Annotated in this window: 15 protein-coding genes; 5 read left to right on the forward strand and 10 right to left on the reverse strand. The window is 69.9% G+C overall.

The window, feature by feature from the left end; all coding sequences use genetic code 11:
* Nucleotides 1-747, reverse strand: a complete 747-nt coding sequence (locus HUW46_RS28990; RefSeq protein ID WP_215541949.1) for a DUF4184 family protein — start codon at nt 745-747, stop codon at nt 1-3.
* A 489-nt stretch (nt 748-1236) separates the two neighbouring features.
* Between HUW46_RS28990 and HUW46_RS28995 the strand changes: the two genes are divergently transcribed.
* Nucleotides 1237-1896 carry a hypothetical protein gene (locus HUW46_RS28995; protein WP_215541950.1) on the forward strand — a complete coding sequence of 220 codons (660 nt, stop codon included), beginning with the start codon at nt 1237-1239 and terminating at the stop codon, nt 1894-1896.
* Between the two features lie 43 nt (nt 1897-1939).
* Here the strand turns inward: HUW46_RS28995 and HUW46_RS29000 are convergent, their stop codons facing one another.
* The 4 genes from HUW46_RS29000 to ald form a co-directional block, all read right to left on the reverse strand.
* Nucleotides 1940-5719: an ABC transporter ATP-binding protein gene (locus HUW46_RS29000; protein WP_215541951.1), complete on the reverse strand. Its 3780-nt coding sequence runs from the start codon at nt 5717-5719 to the stop codon at nt 1940-1942.
* A 137-nt stretch (nt 5720-5856) separates the two neighbouring features.
* Nucleotides 5857-6738 (reverse strand): ABC transporter permease subunit, encoded by an 882-nt coding sequence (locus HUW46_RS29005; RefSeq protein ID WP_215541952.1) that lies wholly within the window; start codon nt 6736-6738, stop codon nt 5857-5859.
* Nucleotides 6738-7823 carry an ABC transporter ATP-binding protein gene (locus HUW46_RS29010; protein WP_215541953.1) on the reverse strand — a complete coding sequence of 362 codons (1086 nt, stop codon included), beginning with the start codon at nt 7821-7823 and terminating at the stop codon, nt 6738-6740. Before HUW46_RS29010 ends, HUW46_RS29005 begins: the two co-directional genes overlap by 1 nt.
* Nucleotides 7824-8316: 493 nt before the next feature.
* On the reverse strand, nt 8317-9432 hold the full coding sequence (gene ald, locus HUW46_RS29015; protein WP_215541954.1) for an alanine dehydrogenase: 1116 nt from the start codon (nt 9430-9432) through the stop codon (nt 8317-8319).
* Between the two features lie 209 nt (nt 9433-9641).
* Here ald and HUW46_RS29020 point away from each other — a divergent pair, with 209 nt between their 5' ends.
* A complete protein-coding gene (locus HUW46_RS29020; protein WP_215541955.1) occupies nt 9642-10601 on the forward strand; it encodes a zinc-binding dehydrogenase in 960 nt (319 codons plus the stop codon).
* Nucleotides 10602-10665: 64 nt separating this feature from the next.
* Here the strand turns inward: HUW46_RS29020 and HUW46_RS29025 are convergent, their stop codons facing one another.
* From HUW46_RS29025 to HUW46_RS29040, 4 genes are all read right to left on the reverse strand, one after another.
* Nucleotides 10666-11583: a zinc metalloprotease gene (locus HUW46_RS29025; protein ID WP_215541956.1), complete on the reverse strand. Its 918-nt coding sequence runs from the start codon at nt 11581-11583 to the stop codon at nt 10666-10668.
* Between the two features lie 142 nt (nt 11584-11725).
* A complete protein-coding gene (locus tag HUW46_RS29030; RefSeq protein WP_215541957.1) occupies nt 11726-13243 on the reverse strand; it encodes a PucR family transcriptional regulator in 1518 nt (505 codons plus the stop codon).
* A 1-nt stretch (nt 13244) separates the two neighbouring features.
* Nucleotides 13245-13688, reverse strand: a complete 444-nt coding sequence (locus HUW46_RS29035) for a VOC family protein (protein ID WP_215541958.1) — start codon at nt 13686-13688, stop codon at nt 13245-13247.
* A 61-nt stretch (nt 13689-13749) separates the two neighbouring features.
* The gene (locus HUW46_RS29040) at nt 13750-14109 is read right to left on the reverse strand and encodes a PadR family transcriptional regulator (RefSeq protein ID WP_215541959.1); all 360 of its coding nucleotides are present in this window, start codon (nt 14107-14109) and stop codon (nt 13750-13752) included.
* 55 nt (nt 14110-14164) lie between these two features.
* Here HUW46_RS29040 and HUW46_RS29045 point away from each other — a divergent pair, with 55 nt between their 5' ends.
* The 3 genes from HUW46_RS29045 (at nt 14165) to metX (ending at nt 17209) form a co-directional block, all read left to right on the forward strand.
* Nucleotides 14165-14548, forward strand: a complete 384-nt coding sequence (locus HUW46_RS29045; protein WP_215541960.1) for a glyoxalase superfamily protein — start codon at nt 14165-14167, stop codon at nt 14546-14548.
* A 214-nt stretch (nt 14549-14762) separates the two neighbouring features.
* On the forward strand, nt 14763-16073 hold the full coding sequence (locus tag HUW46_RS29050) for a bifunctional o-acetylhomoserine/o-acetylserine sulfhydrylase (protein WP_215541961.1): 1311 nt from the start codon (nt 14763-14765) through the stop codon (nt 16071-16073).
* Nucleotides 16070-17209, forward strand: a complete 1140-nt coding sequence (gene metX, locus HUW46_RS29055; protein WP_215541962.1) for a homoserine O-acetyltransferase MetX — start codon at nt 16070-16072, stop codon at nt 17207-17209. The genes HUW46_RS29050 and metX overlap by 4 nt, the downstream gene beginning before the upstream one ends.
* 209 nt (nt 17210-17418) lie before the next feature.
* Here metX and HUW46_RS29060 read toward each other — a convergent pair whose 3' ends face one another.
* On the reverse strand, nt 17419-17865 hold the full coding sequence (locus tag HUW46_RS29060; protein ID WP_215541963.1) for a DUF3995 domain-containing protein: 447 nt from the start codon (nt 17863-17865) through the stop codon (nt 17419-17421).
* Between the last annotated feature and the right edge of the window lie 185 nt (nt 17866-18050).

Consider the following 18050-nt stretch of genomic DNA (forward strand, 5'->3'; position numbering starts at 1 on the left):
CTAGCGCCGACCGGGTGGCGCGAGATGCCAGGCGAGCACGTACGCCGCGAGTGCGGCACAGCCGCCTTGCACGGCACCGATCAGCAGCAGCCGCACCCAGTCGTAGGCGCTGGCCTCGCGCACGGGGTCGCCGAGCGCGACGACCGCCCCGGCCGCCGCGGAGACGACGAAGGCGCAAAGCGTCCACGCGCGAAGGCTGTGCGGGAGCGCGCGCCACCTTTCGCCTTGCTCCGGTGCGGTTCGCCGGTACCAGCGAACGGCGAGCGCGCCGAGCACCAGCAGCCCACCGGCCGACGACGCGTACCCGAGCACGTTGTACAGCCGGTGCGGGCCGATGACGGGGGCGCGGAGGAACGGCAACGCCCTGACCGCGGCGCCGCCGGTGTGGGTGAAGGCATCCCAGCCGAGATGGGTCACCGCGCCGACGACCAGTGCGCAAACCGCGACGGCGATCGCGCGAGGGCCGCGCCACCGCGCCGGGTCCGGCGGGACCGCACGGGCCCGCCACCCCATCGGCGCGAGGGCGAGGACGGGCGCGAGGACCAGGTAACCGATCAGGGTGAGCGCGGCACCGAGCACCAGGTCGGTGGTGTACAAGCCCGTGACGGAATGTGTCCGGTCCGCGCCGCCGGGCACCGGCAGGTAGTAGGCGAGATCAGGGGCGAGGGCACCGGCCGTCAGCGCGGGCAGCGGCAGCCACCGCCGCAGCGGCAGCACGGCCGCGGGGTGCGCGAAGGTGAAGGGCACGCGTTTCCGATCTCCGAGGGGCCTACGCTCCCGGAGACGGTTGAACGCGCGAGCGGTTGCTCCCGTTCCACGCGGATACGGCCGGTGAATCAGTAAAATGGTGGATGCTTCGTCCCGGTCGGCGGATTTCCGTACCGGGTCGGGAAAGCGATTCCGCGGGCGTACGTTAACTGCTTCCGTGGTCGCTAAAGCGGGCTGTATTGCTCCGTCCGTGGACTGTCCGGATATCGGTGGGTGCGCTACGCTCATCCCGATCATGCGGCTGGACACCGCATCGGCAGCTGGGGGCAGATTGCCGTCGATCCTTCGCGCACACACCCATCCTAATGTCCACAGTGGACTCACTGTGCTCGGGTGAAAGGCGCGATGCCCGCCGGGCGGTGCGCAGGCCGCCGGATTCGCTGAACGCAGAAAGGGAACGCCATGTCCGAATCGGTCCATTCGTTTCGACACCGCAGCCGGTTCTCGTCGCGGTGGAGCCGTGTCGCCATGCCGATCGCGGGTGTCGTGATGGCGGGTCTCGCCGTCACGATGCCCGCTGACGCCGCCGCGAGCACGACGGGCCCGCGTGCCGACGTGCTCGACCCGGCGCTCGCGCTGGTCTCCAGCGAGCTCCCGGCGGTCGGTGCGCCGTGGACCGACCACCCGGTGAAGCAGAACGCCTTCGCCTGGGACACCGGCGGTATCGGCGTCTGCAGCGTCTTCGACCGCGCGCCGCTCTACCAGAGCGTCAACCTCCGCGACACGGAATCGGCCGGGCGAACCGACTCGAACGACTACTACACGGCGGACACATGGGTGGTGAGGCTCGCCAGCGCGAGCGAAGCGGCCAAGGCGAAAGCGAGCTGGGCGGCCGATCTCGCGAGCTGCCCGGAACGGCTCGGGCCACCCGGCCAGGACAACGGCGCCTTCTACGTCACGAGCACGGCCAAGGTGGATACGGTCAACGGCGTCGACGTCTGGGGTGTGCACTGGGGTTCGGGTTACCTGCCGCCGAACAAGGAGGGCTACATCCAGACCTTCGCGATCCAGAAGGACAGTCTGCTGTCCGTGGTGACCGTCCACCACCAAGCGGCTGTCGCGCCACCGCATCCGGCGATTCCCGCGCGGGATACCGTTCTCGCGGCGCAGCGGCGCCTCGGACTCTGAAGCCGGGCGTGGTCCCGGGATCGCCGCGATCCCGGGACCACCGCTAGTCCGCGGTGCCCGTGCCGAGCCGCCACAGCTTCGCGTAGTGCCCGTCCGCGGCGAGTAGTTCCGCGTGCGTCCCGTGCTCGATCACGCGGCCGTGGTCGAGCACCACGATCTCGTCGGCGCGGGCCGCCGTCGCGAGCCGGTGCGCGACCACGAACGTCGTGCGCTTCCTGGCGACGCGCTCCGTCGCGCGCAGCACCGCGGTCTCGGTGGCCGGGTCGAGCGCGGCCGTCGCCTCGTCGAGCAACAGGATGTCCGGGTCGACGAGTTCGGCCCGCGCGAGCGCCACCAGCTGGCGCTGCCCCGCGGACAGCGCGCGCCCCCGTTCGCCCACCGGCTGCCGGAATCCCGCCGGCAGCGCGGAAACCCCTTCCAGCGCGCCGACCGACCGCACCGCCGCCTCCACCTCGGCGTCGGTCGCCGACGGCCGCCCGTAGCGCACGTTGTCCGCGACCGTGCCGGAGAACAGGTGCGCCTCCTGCGGCACCACGCCCATCCGCCGCCGCAGCCCGCCGAGGTCGTACTCGCGGATGTCAACTCCGTCGATCCGCACCGCGCCGCCCGTGGCGTCGTAGAAGCGGGCGAGGAGTTTCACCGCGGTCGACTTGCCCGCGCCGGTCGCGCCGACGAGCGCGATCGTGCGCCCGGCGGGCACGTCGAGCGTCACGTCCTCGAGCGCCTTGTCCCCGGCCTCGCCGTAGGAGAAGTCGACGTCGGTGAAGGTGACCTCGCCGCGGAGCCGGTCGTCCACCGGAACCGGGTGCTCGGCGGCGGGCACCGAGGTCGGCGTGCGCAGCAGATCGCCGATCCGCCGCAGGCCGACCCTGGCCTGCTGGTAGCCGTCGAACACCGAGGAAAGCTGCTGGATCGGGGAGAAGAACAGCTGGAGGTAGAGCAGGAACGCCACCAGCACGCCAGGCTGGACCGACCCGTCGGCGACGCTGCCCGAACCGCCGGCGAGCACGATCGCCTCCGCGACCCCGGAAAGGAACGTGACGAACGGGAAGTACGTCGCGATGTAGCGCTGCGCCCGCAGGCGCGAACGGCGGTAGTCGTCGCTGCGGGACGCGAACGCCTCCGCGGAGCGCTCCTCGCGCGTGTACGCCTGCGCGACGCGCAAACCGGAGATGTTCTCCTGCATGTCCGCGTTGACCAGACTGACCCGTTCGCGGGCTTCGTTGTACGCGGTCGAGCCGAGCTTCCGGAAGATGATCGTCGCGACCACCAGCACCGGCAGGACCGAGAACGCGTACGCCGCGAGCGAAGCGTCGATGAGCAGGAGCGCGCCGGCGATCCCGACGACGGTCACCGCGCTCACGATCGCGTTCGCCAGCCCGGTCTGCAGGAAGGACGACAACGCGTCGACGTCGGTGGTCATCCTGGTCATGATCTTTCCGGACAGCTCGCGCTCGTAGTAGTCGAGCCCGAGCCGCTGGAGGTGCGCGTAACTGCGCACCCGCAGCGAATACAGCACCGTTTCGCCGGTGCGCGCCGTGGTTTTCGTCTGCGCCCTGACCACGAACCAGTCGGCCACGATCACCAGCGCGCCGATCGCCGCGGTCAGCCACACCACGCCTTCGGCACCGGCGCGGACACCGTGATCGACACCGCGCTGGTAGAGCGCGGGCAGCGCCACCGAGGCCAGCGCGTCCAGCGCGACCAGCAGCACCACCAGCCCGAGCCGCCCGCGCACCGGGCGCAGCAGCCTGGCGAGCCGGAACCCCGGCTCCGGGGCCGTGACGTCCTCGCGCCCGAGCACCGGTTCGTCGGTGGCGGGCGGGAGCTTCCGCACCCCCGCCACGAGTTCCGGGGTCGGTGGCGCGTCCAAGGACGCGGCGGCGCGGCCGCCACCGCCCTTGCCGATCGCGGCGTTCGGCGAAGGGACACCGGGCGCCGCTTCTTCCTCCGGGCCGTCGTCCGGCCACAGCTCCGGCGTGGTGCCCGTGTCCGCGCTGCGGACACAGTCCGTGTGGTGTACCTCCTCGACCCCCTCGCCCGGTCCGGAGACGAGGTCGCGGAACAGCGGGCACCGCAGCTCCAGCTCGTCCGCCGTGCCGACGTCCACCACCTTCCCGTCGTCGAGCACGGCGATCCGGTCGGCCAGCGCGAGGGTGGAGCGCCGGTGCGCGATCAGGAGCGTGGTGCGGGACGCGGTGACCGAGCGCAGCGTGTCGTGGATCGCGGCCTCGGTGATCGTGTCCACCGCGGAGGTCGCGTCGTCGAGGATCAGCACCCTCGGGTCGGTGATCAGCGCCCGCGCCAGCCCGAGCCGCTGGCGCTGCCCGCCGGACAGCGTGAGCCCGCGTTCGCCGACCAGCGTGTCGTATCCGTCGGGCAGCGCTTGGATGAACTCGTCGGCCTCGGCCGCTCTCGCCGCCGCGACGACTTCTTCGTCGGTGGCGTCCGGTCTGCCGTAGGCGATGTTGTCCCGCACCGACGAGGAGAACAAGAACGCCTCCTCGAACACCACGCCGATGGTGCGGCGCAGCTCGGCGAGCCGGAATTCCCTGATGTCGACCGGATCGTCCGAGAGTCCTAATCGGACTGATCCGGAGTGGACGTCGTAGAACCGGGGCAGCAGCAGGGAAATCGTGGACTTACCCGATCCCGCTGTGCCCACGAGCGCCAGCGTTTCGCCCGGCGACGCCCGCAGCGACAACCCGCGAAGCACGGGCTCGGACCTGGTGTACCCGAAGTGGACGTCGTCGAGCCGGATCTCCAGCGGGCCGTCGGGCACGCCGCGCGCGCCAGGGGCGTCGCGGACCTCGGGCTGCGCGTCGATCAGCTCGTACACCCTGTCCGCGCCCGCCCTGGTGAGCTGTGCCTGCACGAACAGGCTCGCCAGCATGCGCGCCGGACCGGACAGGCTCGCCACGTAGGTGGCGAAGGCGAGGAAGGTGCCGAGGCTCAGCTGCCCGTGCATGGCCAGGACGCCGCCCGCCGCGAGCACCGCGACCTGCCCCGCCGCGGGCAGCGCCGCCGTGGTGGCCGCCGGGACCGCGGAGAGCTTCGCCGCGCGCAACCGTTCCGCGAACAGCTGCCGTGCGGTCTTCTCCAGCCGGGCGACCTCCCTGCTCTCCTGGCCGAAGCCCTTCACCACGCGCACCCCGGTGACGGTTTCCTCGACCTGCTGCGCCACGTCCGCCGCGCGCTGCTGCGCCGACCACGTCGCCGGGAACAGCCGCTTGCGGCTCACCGCGAGCACGATCGCGATCGCGGGGGTGATCACCACGGCGATCAGCGTCAGCGCCGGGGACAGCCACAGCATCGCGCCGAGCGAGAGCACCGCGAAGATCACCGAACCGGCGGAGACCGGGACCACCATCAGGATCCCGGTGACGAGCTGCAGATCGGAGATCGCGCGCGAGACGATCTGACCGGTGCGCAGCGAGTCCTGCTTCCCGCCGTCCAACCGCGACACCGCGCCGAACACGGCCTGGCGCAGGTCGTGCTGGACGTCGAGGGCGAGTCGGCCGCCGACGTACCTCCTGGCGAACGCGCTCGCGAAGGTGAGCAGGTGCAGCCCCAGCAACGCGGCGATCAGCGCGCCGAGCCGCCCGGTGGCGCCCGCCACCGCGTCGTCCAGCGCGACCTTGATCAGCAGCGGGCCCGCCGCCTGCAGCCCGACGCCGACGATCGACGCGGTGAGCGCGAGCACCACGAGCACCGGGTGCCGCCAGCAGGCCGCGGACAGCCGCCGGATCCAGCCGGGGCCTGGCGGGGCCGCGCTGGTCTCGGAAGGCCGTGCCGGAGGGGCGAGTGGCGGAGCTGAGGTCACGAATCCAGGCTAGGCGTGCCCACCGACACTCCGGTGTCGTTCACGCCACTCCGCGAACCGGCCCCGAACGCTCTGATGGCCACCTTCCCGGCAGTCATCGCCGTGAAAGTGGCCATCAGGGGACCACGAAACCCGGGTCAGGTGATGTCGCGCTTCTGGTTCGACAGCCAGCCGCCGACGAAGAACAGCGCGGTCCACCCGGCGAAGATCAGCGCCGACGCCCACCACGAGATGACCCCCGGCGCGCCCGCCGCGAGCTGGAGCCCGAGCTGGTCGAACCGGGCCGTGTCACCGGGGATGTTCAGCGAGTTGAACCCGAAGGCCTCCGCCGCGACCCCGCCGACGATGCCGTTCGCGGTGCCGTTCGGCAGGATGCCGCCGAGGATCGGCGCCCACCGCCACATCACGAGGACGAGCACGTTCTCGATGATCAGGAAGTACCCGATCACCAGCAGGACCCCGAGCACGACCTTGTTCAGCACGGCGCCGAGCCCGATCCCGAACAGCGTCACCAGGATGTAGGACAGGATCGTGGCGCCCAGCGCCGCGATCCACTGCCCGCCGCTCGGCTGCCCCGGCGAATCCACCGTGATCAGCGTCGCCAGCGCGGCGACCCCGAAGCTCAGCAGGCCGTACAGCGCACCCCACGCGCTGTAGGAGATCATCTTCGCGCTCAGCGCCGACACCCGGTTCGGGGCGGTCAGGAACGTCGTCGTGATCGTCTTGCTGCTGTACTCGCCGGCGAGCGCGAACACCCCGAACACGGCCGGGATGAGCTGGGTGATGTTCACCCCGTGCGCGATCGACAGCAGGCCGACCGGGAGTTCGCCCGGCGACAGGCCGATGAGCGCGGAAAGCTGGCGCGCCGTGCCGCTGCCGATGTAGCTGACGAAGTCGTTCGTGATCTTGCCCCAGGTGAACGACATCCAGAACGAGACGACCACCAGCGGGATGAGCAGGATCCACCAGGTGTTGAGGGTCAGCGTCTTGCGGAACTCCGCCTTGATCAGCCTGCCCATCAGCCCTGCCCTCCCCAGCCGCCGCCCTGCTGGCCCGGCTGCTGATATCCCGGTGGTGGTTGCTGCTGCTGGTAGTGCGGTGGCGGCGGGTACTGCTGCTGTTGCTGCGGACCCGACGGCGGGCCACCGCCCCAGCCGCCCTGCTGCGGCTGCTGGCCGTAGGGCGGCTGCGGCGCCGCGTACTGGCCCTGGGTCAGCTGGAAGAAGAGCTGTTCGAGATCGGCGCGGTCTTCCTGCATGCCGTAGAGCGCGACACTGGCCTTCGCCGCGACGTCACCGATCTGCTGCACCGTCGCACCGGACACCGCGACCCGCCCGTCCTGAGTGGGCTCGAGCTGCGTGATCCCGTTCTCCTGCAAGGCTTTCACCAGAGCGTTGGCGTCGGAGGGCTGCACCAGCACCCGCGACCGCTGGCTCTGCCGGAGCTGTTCGAGCGACCCGAAGTACCGCGTCATCCCGGCGCTGATGATCACCACCTGGTCGATGGTCTGCTCGACTTCGCTGAGGAGGTGGCTCGAGACCAGCACGGTCCGGCCTTCCCTGGCGTAGGCGCGCAGGAAGTTCCGCAGCCACACGATGCCTTCGGGGTCGAGGCCGTTCGCGGGCTCGTCGAGCACGAGCACCTGCGGGTTGCCCAGCAGCGCCGTGGCCAGCGCGAGCCGCTGCCGCATGCCGAGCGAGAAGTCGCCTGCCCTGCGGTGCGCGGCCGAGGACAGGCCGACGAGCCCGAGCACCTCTTCGGCGCGCTGGTCCGGCACGCCGATCGCGGCCGAGTACACCCGCAGGTGGTTCAGGGCCGACCGCTTCGGGTGGAAGCCCTCGTTCTCCAACACGGACCCGACCACCGTCGCCGGGTTGCCGAGCTGGTCGTGCGTCCTGCCGTTGATCGTCGCGACACCGCTGGTCGGGGTGACGAGGCCGAGCAGCATGCGCAGCGTCGTCGTCTTACCCGCACCGTTGGGCCCGAGGAAACCGGTCACCGAACCGGGTTCCACGGTGAAGCTCAGGTTCTGCACGGCGGCGACCGGGCCGAAGTGCTTGCTGAGGTTCTGCACGGCGATGCGGCCGCTGCCGTCGTGCTGCATGCTTCCGCCTCCTCCTTGATCGCCGGATATGTGACTGGCGACATCCTGCCGTACCTCGACCGGCGGATGCGGAGGCAGGGGGTGTTGTGCTCCAGAAGCGACATTCGTCACGCTCGGTCTCGAGGGCCGGTTGATCACTGAAGCGTTTTTATCGCCGAAACGCCAGGTCCGGGCGTTGCGGCGGAAGCGAACGACGAGAGCCGGCGCGACGTGTGAAGAAGTATTCGAGGGAAAGTGGAGACCCGGTGCAGCGAACTCCGCGGTTATTACCTAAGCTAGTACGTGGCGGCCCGCTCCCAGTGACCCCCAGGCTGGTTGAGCGGGCCGCCCCTTTGTTTCCACTTCCCTTGCCGCGACGGCCTTTCCGCCCTGTCTTGCGACGTCTTTGTCTCGCGCGCTTCACCGAATAACGAAAACGCCCGCCGCCGATGCTCGGCAGCGGGCGTCCGCTTACGCTTACTTCACCGAAGAAGAACGGCGTTCAACTCCGTGCTCAGGAAAGAACGGTGTTCAACTCGGTGTGTTCGAGACCGTGCGCCACCGCGACGGGACCATTCGTCAACTTGCCGTCGTGCGTGTTGAGCCCCTTCGCGAGGCTGTCGTCCGCGCGCAGCGCCGCGTGCCAGCCGTGCTCGGCCAGCTGCACCGCGTAGGGCAGGGTGACGTTCGTCAAGCCGTAGGTCGACGTCCTCGGCACCGCGCCCGGCATGTTCGCGACGCAGTAGAAGACCGAGTCGTGCACCTGGTAGGTCGGCTCGTCGTGGGTGGTCGGCCGGGAATCCGCGAAGCAGCCGCCCTGGTCGATCGCGATGTCCACCAGCACGCTGCCCGCCTTCATCCTGGAGACGAGGTCGTTCGACACCAGCTTCGGCGCCTTCGCGCCCGGCACCAGAACGGCGCCGACGACGAGATCGGCTTCCAGCACGGACTCCTCGACGGAGAGCCGGTTCGACGTGACCGTGCGGATGCGGCCGCCGAAGTCGTTGTCGATCTGGCGGAGCCGGTCGACGTTGGTGTCCAGGATCTCGACGTCCGAACCGAGGCCGAGTGCCACGCGGGCCGCGTTGAGGCCGGCGACACCGCCGCCGATGACGACCACGCGCGCCGGGTGCACACCGGGGATGCCGCCGGGCAGCACGCCGCGGCCACCGCTCGGCTTCATCAGCGAGAAGGCGCCGACCTGGGGCGCCAGCCTGCCCGCGACCTCCGACATCGGGGCGAGCAGCGGCAGCGCGCCGTTCGGCTTCTGCACCGTCTCGTAGGCGATCGCGGTGGTGCCCGCGGCCAGCAGCGCGTCGGTGAGCGGGCGGTCGGCCGCGATGTGCAGGTAGGTGAACAGCACCTGGTCCCGGCGCAGGCGCGGGTACTCCTCGGCGATGGGCTCCTTGACCTTGAGGACGAGCTCGCCCTCGGCCCAGGTCTCTTCGGCGGTGGCGAGGATCTTCGCACCGGCGGCGAGGTACTCCTCGTCGGTGATGGAGGACCCGATGCCCGCGTCGGTTTCGACGAACACGTCGTGGCCGCGGCCGGTCAGCTCATGGACGCCTGCCGGGGTCAGCGCGACCCGGTATTCGTGCTTCTTGACTTCGCGGGGGACGGCGATGCGCACTTTGCTGCCTCCTGGAAAGCGGCGGGGATGGCTCGGGTGATGACGTGGTGGTGACCACGGTGAACCACCCGGACGGCGGTGTCATCGTGCTGCGAAGACAGTATTGCTCCCTTTTCATGGTTCCGCCGCCACAAGGTCCTTGACCTCTACCGCGCTTGAGGTTGCAGGCTGTGAGCGTTGACGACGGGGGCCACTGGGGAAGGAACGCGATGAGAGCGGTTTGGCTGGAGGAGTTCGGCGGGCCCGAGGTGCTGAAGCTCGGCGCGGCGCCGGAACCCGAGCCGAAGCCGGGCGAGGTGCTCGTGGAGGTGGCGTTCGTGAACGTCGTCTTCGTCGAGACGCAGTTCCGGTCGGGGCACTTCCCGAACCCGGCGATGCGCGACGTCGCGCTGCCGGTGGTGCCGGGAAACGGCGTCGGCGGGGTGGTGAGCGGGCTCGGCCCAGGGACGGACCCGGCGCTGCTCGGCACGACCGTGGTCACTTCGACCGGCGGTTCCGGCGCCTACGCGGAACGCGTCGCGGTCCCGGCGGACGGGGTGCTCGAGGTCCCGCAGGGCGTCGCACTCGACACGGCCGTGGCACTGCTCGCCGACGGCCGCACCGCGTTCGGCCTGTTCTGGGCAGCGGGCATCGGCGCTGGCGACAGGGTGCTCGTCGAAGCGGCGGGCGGCGGTGTCGGCAGCCTGCTGGTGCAGCTGGCGAAATCCGCCGGCGCGCAGGTGATCGCCGCGGCGGGATCGGCGGCCAAGCTCGCGCAGGCGGAGGAGCTCGGCGCCGACGAGACGGTCGACTACAGCCAACCGAGCTGGGCGGAGCGGGTCGGCTCCGCCGACGTCGTGTTCGACGGTGTCGGCGGGCGGATCGGCGAGGAGTCGTTCGCGATCGTTGCGCGGGGAGGCCGGTTCCTCGTGCACGGCGCTGCCAGCGGGGAAATGTCCTCGCCCGATCCGGAAGAGGCGGCGCGGCGCGACATCCGGGTCGTGCCGCTGGGGGACGTGCTCAGCGAGCCGGGCGCGGTCCGGAAGGCGGCGGAGGCGGCGCTGGCGGAAGCCGCGGCCGGACGGCTCCGCCCGGTGATCGGCCAGCGGTTCCCGCTCGCGAAGGCGTCGGACGCGCACGCGGCGATCGAGGCGAGGACGGCGTTGGGGAAGACGCTCCTCGTGCCGTGACGCAGGGTCCGGGGGTGATGACGCGCGGCCCGGCAGGGGGATCCGCCGGGCCGCGCGTCATGTGTCACGCCCGGTAAGAGGTCCAGGAGTTCTTCATCCTGGTGCCCTGCCCCGCGGTGAACTCGGTCATGCAGCTGTCGTAGCTGTAGTCCATGAAGTTGTGGATCGGGTCCTTGCCGGCCGAGGTGCAGGTGTCCTTGTTCGCCGGGCAGCCCGACGTCGGGCTGGCCTCGGCCGGTGTGTCGGAAACGTAGTCGCCCGAACCCGAGCAGCCGCCCTGGAACGTGTGGTAGAGCCCGAGCCAGTGCCCGATCTCGTGCGTCGCGGTGTCGCCCTCGTTGTAGTTCGTCGCGGAACCACCCGGCAGCGACGTGTCGAGGATGACCACACCGTCCATCTTCGGGCTCGACTTGTAGCTCCACGGGAACGTCGCCCAGCCGAGCAGGTCGTCGCCCAGCGAGGCGGTGTAGAGGTTCAGCACGTTCGCGCCGCCGGTGTGCAGCGTGTTCTTCATCTGCGTTTCGGCGCTCGAACCGTCGGTGATGCCGTTGTACCAAGCGGCTTTGTTCGTGCGGTCCGTCTTCGCGAGCGAGAAGCTGAAGCCCGACTTCGAATAGGCGGCGTTGAGCACCGAGATCTGCTTCGCGATCGTGGCGTCGGAGATGTTGCCCTTCGAACCGTCCGTGATCACGTGGAAGTAGACGGGGATGTTCGTCGCCGCGAGCCGCGCCGCCGCCTTCCCGGCCAGTTTCGCCGCCATGTCGCGTTCGACGGCCGCTGCCTGCGCAGGGGTCAGGTCGTTCGCGTCGCCGTCCTTGCCGCGCTGGGCGGGGTGCTGCGGGGTGAAGCAGTCGGCCTGCGCTGTTTCCGGTGCGGGCGCGGCACCGACCGACGAGGCGCCGGGGATCATCAGGCAGCCCATGGCCAGCCCGGCGACGGCACCGGCCTGTGCGATACGGCGGATTCGGGAACGAGTGCTCATCGGCAACTCCTCGAATGCGAAGTGTGACCCCAAGTGGTCGAGGCGAAACGTAGCCAACGGGTCACGACAAACCCCACGATGTGATGAAAACGTGGCCAGGATGGGGGTTTTCGGACCTTTCGGCGGGACCCGAGTGGAGTAATCAGGCCCAGCGGAGGCTTATCAACTGGGTGAGCAGCGCGAGCCGGGTGTCGGGATCGTCGAGGTCGAGTGGCGCGATTTCGAGCACCCGCCGCATCCGGTACCGCAGGGTGTTGGGGTGGATCCGCAGCTCGCGCGCGGCCGCTCTCGGATCGCCGGGATGCCGCAGCCACTGGTAGAGCGTGTCCAGGTAGCCGGCTCCGTTCGCCTCGTCGTGAGCGCGCACGAGGGCGAGCGGCCCCAGTTCACCGATGGAAGCCGCCGTCGCCGCGGTGGCGGCGCGATGCAGCGTCAGCGCCGTCCACACCTCCTCGAAGGTGACCACGCGTCCCGGCACGAGCCCGGCGCGCAGCAGCCCGAGCGCTTCTTCCGCCTGCTGGCGCGATTGTGCGAGCTGGCCGACTTCGCCCGCACCGCCCGCCGCGATCCTGACCTCGTTCGGCACCGCGGCCAGCGCACCCCGAAGCGCGCTCCACGCGTCACCGTCCGGGACGACGGCGTAGAGCAGGCCGCCGAGTTCGGTCGCCACCGGCCGCCTGCCCACCCCCGAGGCGATGCGTTCCAGCAGGGACAGCCGCAGACCCTCCTGCTCCGCGTCGACGGCGACCACCCGGTGCGGTTCGTCGGACAGCTCGAGCTCCGCCATCACCTTGCGGGGGCTCGCCCTGCCTTCCAGCACCGCGCGCAGCATTTCCTCCGACGCGCGGCGTTGCGCGTCGGCATGGGCTCGGCGGCGCAGCAGGTGCAGTGCCACGACCGGCGCCGCGTCGGCGAACGCGGCCGCGCGCTCGTCCGACACCGGGCCCGCGACGACCGCCCACATCGAGCCGAGCAGCTCACCGCCCATCCTGATCGGCACGATCAGCCTCGGCAGCGTGCCGTCGCGCTGCGCGGGCACGAAAATCGTCTGCCTGCCGCGGGACAGCTCGCGGAAGACCCCGCGCGACCGGAACCGCGCCAGCACGTCGTCGGGGATGCGGCGGCCCATGATCGTGGAGACCCGCGCCGGGTCGGTCAGGTCCTGCCGCGCCGAATACGCGAGCACGCGCGAGTTGGTGTCCTCGATGGTCACCGGCGCGTCCACCACGGAGGCGACCGCGTCGGCGAGGCGGAACAGATCGCTCGACCCGGTGTCCTCCAGCGATTCCGACTCGTCGGCGATCGCGTCGAGCACGGTGCGCAGCAGCCAGACGAGCTGCGCCCACGACGCGGCCGCGCGCACCTCGATGAGCGCGATGGCGGCCGATTTCGCGGCCTGCCGCACCGCCGGTTTCCCGGCGAGCGGCGGTTTGAACAGCACCGCGGCCGCACCCTGCGAGGCGCTCGACCTGACCAGCGCTGTCGCGTCCTCGGCGCGCGTCGTCGCCACGGCCAGCACGAGATCACCCGCGGCGAGGTGACCGGGAGAACCCGGTTCCGCGATCACCACGTCCGCCACCGCGGGGCAGTCCTCCGGCAACAGGACCGCCCGCATCAAGGTCGGGCCCACCCTGTCGACGACGCTGCGCACCGAAGCCACGTCAGACCTCCCGCGGTGCGCGGGCGTCGATGTCCTCGGGTGTGAACAGCTCGCGTTTCGTGGTCAGCGCCCACCGATGGCCGAACGGATCGCGCACCCGGCCGTAACGCTCGCCGAAGAACAGTTCCTCCACCGGGGCTTCGACCTCCGCGCCCGCGAAGACCGCGCGCCTGGCGAGATCGTCGGGATCCTCGGTCTCCAGCGTGAGCAGCATCGGGCAACCGCCGACCGTGGGCGGCGCGAGCGCGTCCAGCTGGGGGATCTCCTCGCTGACAAGCAGTCTCGCGTCGCCGACAGCGAGTTCGACGAACAGGACCACTCCGCTCGGCAGCCGGTTGCGGAACAGTTCGACAGCGCCGAAAGCCTTGCGGTAGAAGGCCAGCGCTCCATCGATGTCCTGGACGAACAGGTGCGGCGCGAGGCCGAGCACCCGGCTGGCGCTCACGAGTTTTCCTTGGTGGGAGGCGACGACTGCCTCCGGAGGGCAGTGCTCGCGGAGAGCTTGCTCATGCGGACTCGGCCTGTCCCGCGTCGGCGAGTCCCGCCGCCGAAGCCGCGTCGAGCAGTGCGCTCAGCTGCTTGGCCTCCCGCTCGGCGGCGCGCCTGCCCAGCCGGGTGAGCCGGTAGTTCCGGCGCCGCGCGTCGTGGGGAGCGCCGTCGGTGATGTCCGTGGTCTCCTCCACGAGTCCGTCGGCCGCGAGCCGCGACAGTGTCCGGTACAGGGTGCCGGGCCCGAGCTGCACCGCGCCACCGGTGACCTCGGCGATGAACGCCATGATCCCGTAGCCGTGCGCATGACCGCTGGCCAGCGCGAGTGCCACCTGGAAGCCGGCCGGCGTCAGCGGGGGAGGGTTGCCGTCGGCCATGACGGGAGCATACACTCCGCGTTCGTTATATCCACTATGGATACAAGGAGGCTTCGTGGCCGTTCAAGGAGTCAGCAAGGTCGTGATCGGCGTGCGGGACCAGCAGCGCGCCAAGGAGTTCTGGTCCGAGGTCATCGGGTTCACCGTCACCACCGACGTGCCCTACGACGACAGTGGCGCCAGGTGGGTCGAGGTGACCTCCGCTGACGGGCGGACCGTGCTCGTGCTGAGCCCGGACTCCGCAGGCTCGTCCGAGGGCAGGGACGAACTGCCCACTTCGAATTTCTTCTTCTACGCCGACGACATCGAAAAGACCTACCGTGAACTGTCCGCGAAAGGCGTGGAATTCCCTGCCGCACCGGAAAAACAACCGTGGGGATGGTGGTCCATGTTCGTCGACAGCGAGGGAAACCGATTCGCGCTCCAGCAACGGGAATAGCTTCGCGTCCGGTGGCTTCCGTGTCCACAGTGGACTTCCGGGGCCGGTCGGTCGGGCCGCGGGCGCCGCTGGTCGTCGTGTGGTGAGCGCCGGTTCCCCGTACACCCGAACGGGTAGCACGTCTCCCACGGGATGGGAGCGGGTTGGGTGTGCCCGCGCTGGTGGTTAGCGTCGGCGGCGCGGGCAGGTCCGATCCACTCAGCAGGGAGTTCCGATGAGCGCCGAAGAAACCAGTGCGTGGTCGTTCGAAACCAAGCAGATCCACGCGGGTGCCGCGCCCGATCCGGCGACCGGCGCCCGCGCCACGCCGATTTACCAGACGACCTCGTACGTGTTCCGCGACACCCAGCACGGTGCCGACCTGTTCAGCCTCGCCGAGCCGGGCAACATCTACACGCGGATCAACAATCCGACCCAGGACGTGCTGGAGCAGCGGCTCGCCGCGCTCGAAGGCGGGGTCGCGGCGCTCGCGTTCGCCTCCGGTTCCGCCGCGACCACGGCCGCGATCCTGAACCTCGCCGGTGCCGGTGACCACTTCGTGTCGAGCCCGTCCCTCTACGGCGGCACCTACAATCTTTTCCACTACACGCTGCCGAAGCTCGGCATCGAAGTCACGTTCATCGAGGACCAGGACGACATCGAGCAGTGGAAGGCCGCCGTCCGGCCCAACACCAAGCTGTTCTTCGCCGAAACGCTCGCGAACCCCGGCAGCAACGTGCTCGACGTGCGGGCGGTTGCCGACGCCGCGCACGAGTCCGGGGTGCCGCTGATCGTCGACAACACCATCCCGACGCCGTACCTGCTGCGCCCGATCGAGCACGGCGCCGATGTCGTCGTGCACTCCGCCACGAAGTACCTCGGCGGCCACGGCACCACCGTCGCCGGCGCCCTGGTCGACGCCGGCACGTTCGACTTCGGCGCCGACCCGGTGAGGTTCCCCGGCTTCACCGAACCCGATCCGAGCTACCACGGCTTGAAGTACTGGGAGGCGCTCGGCCCGGGAGCGTACGCGGCCAAAGCCCGTGTGCAACTGCTGCGCGACACCGGCGCCGCCATCGCGCCGCTGAACAGTTTCCTCATCCTGCAGGGCATCGAGACCCTCTCGCTGCGGATCGAACGCCACGTCACCAACGCGAAGGCGCTCGCGGAATGGTTGGAGCAGCGGGACGAGGTCGAGAAGGTCTACTACGCGAGCCTGCCATCGAGCCCGCACTACCAGGCCGCGCAGAAGTACCTCCCCGGTGGCGCTGGCGCGGTGCTGTCCTTCGACCTGCGAGGCGGCGTCGACGCGGGCCGTGCGTTCGTCGACGGCACCGAGCTGCACAGCCAGCTGGTGAACCTGGGTGACGTGCGCAGCCTCATCGTGCACCCGGCGTCGACCACACACAGCCAGCTCTCGTCCGAGGAGCAACTCGCCAGCGGGGTCACTCCCGGCCTGATCCGGCTCGCCGTCGGCTTGGAGGGCATCGAGGACCTGAAGGCGGACCTGGACGCCGGCTTCAGGGTGGCGAAGGCGTCGCTTTGAGCCTTCCTCCCAGCGGTCGCCCGCCCGCCACCGGCGCGTGGCGGGCGGGCGATCCACCAGGAAGGCGGTCATGGGTGCACCGCCGCGGCCCGTTCGCGTTCGAAGCCGGTGGCGTGCTGCCGGGGATCGACATCGCCTACGAAACGTGGGGGACGCTGAACTCGGACCGATCGAACGCGGTACTGGTCGAACACGCGCTGACCGGCGACAGCCACGCCGCGGGCGGTGTCGAGCCGGGCCATCCCAGCCCAGGTTGGTGGGACGGCCTTATCGGCCCCGGCAAGGCATTCGACACGTCCGAGTTTTTCGTAGTCGTGCCGAACGTGCTCGGCGGATGCCAGGGCACGACCGGACCCGCGTCACCGGATCCGGAGGGGAAGCCTTGGGGCAGCCGGTTCCCGGTGACGACGGTCCGCGATCAGGTCAGGGCGGAAGCGGTGCTCGCCGACGAACTCGGCATCGAACGCTGGGCCGCCGTGGCCGGCGGTTCGATGGGAGGAATGCGGGCTCTGGAATGGGGTGTCGGCCTGCCGGACCGCGTAGCAACCCTCTTGGTGCTCGCCGCCCCCGCCGCAGCGTCCGCCGAACAGATCGCATGGGCATCGCCGCAGCTGCACGCCATCCGGGGTGACCCGGGCTGGCACGGCGGCGACTACCACGACCTGCCCGACGGGCAAGGACCCCACACCGGACTGGGCATCGCCCGGCGCATCGCGCACGTGACCTACCGCAGTGAACCTGAACTGTCACAACGCTTCGGCAGGAACCCTCAAGCCGACGAGGACCCTCTTCGTGGCGGCAGGTTCGCGGTCGAGTCCTATGTGGACCATCACGCCGCGAAGCTGGTCCGCCGCTTCGACGCGGCCAGCTACGTGGTGCTCACCGAATCGATGAACACCCATGACGTCGGGCGCGACCGCGGCGGGATCGGGCAGGCCCTGCGCCGCGTGCGTGCTCGAACCGTGGTGGCTGGCGTGGACAGCGACCGGCTGTACCCGTTGTACCAGTCGCAGGAGCTGGCTGAGGGGGTCTCGGATTCCGGCGCGGCCGAAGTGATCAGCTCGCCATATGGGCATGACTCCTTCCTGATCGAAACCGGCCAGATCGCCGGGTTGGTCAAGGCTCTGCTCAAGTGATACCTGGCTCAAGTGATGCGTGCTCATGCCCGCGTGCTTTGAGCCCGTGCTGCGTTGTCGTCGTACGACCAGGCCGTGTCGTATGACGTCGGCGCCTGGCTCATCCTGCGGTTCTCCGTGCTCGCCAAGTCGGCCAGAGGCATGTGCTTGGCTGAGGGCCCTGCAAGCGTTGGAGCGCCCGGTCGGAACAGTCATCGGTGAACGCCGCATCATTGCTCGTTCTGGTGACCCGGTTTCGCTTTCTCCTTCGTGACACGGTGGAAGCGCCGAGTCGTCATCGTCACGGCGACGCCGCCGACCACGAACCAGGGGTTCCAGAGGATCAGGCTCCAGGTCGTCTCCAACGGCCCAACAGATGCCGCGATGCCACCTGCTCCCGAAACGAGGACGACTTCCATCAACACACCTCGGAGGAGAAGCGCCGCGCCGCCCAAGTATCCGAGCACCAGCATGACTCCGCGAAGCGGCGCCGGTGGCCGCAACCGCGTAAGGCAAAGACTGAACACCGCACCGACGCAGAGCACCAGCGCCACACCCCACAGACCGAACGTCACAAACCACCACGGCCGATGCTCGGCGAGATCCGCGCCCGCCGAGGACGCCAGCCCCGCGTTCCCGCCGGCAGCCCAGTAGAGGTGGAGCACTGCGAAGAGCACGCACCAAGTACTGGCTATGTATCCCCAAAGCCGGAGGCGGAAGTCTGATGTGGACGCCGTTTCCGCCCGGGATGTCTTGTGTGCTCTCACCTGTAGTGCCGATCGTTCGATCCGGAACGGTCCGGTGTTCTTGCTCCTCGGTGGGGCTTTCGGTGCTGCTGCGTGATACTGCGTTGTATTGCTCC

Source organism: Amycolatopsis sp. CA-230715, assembly GCF_018736145.1.
In the GTDB taxonomy this organism is placed as follows: Bacteria; Actinomycetota; Actinomycetes; order Mycobacteriales; family Pseudonocardiaceae; genus Amycolatopsis.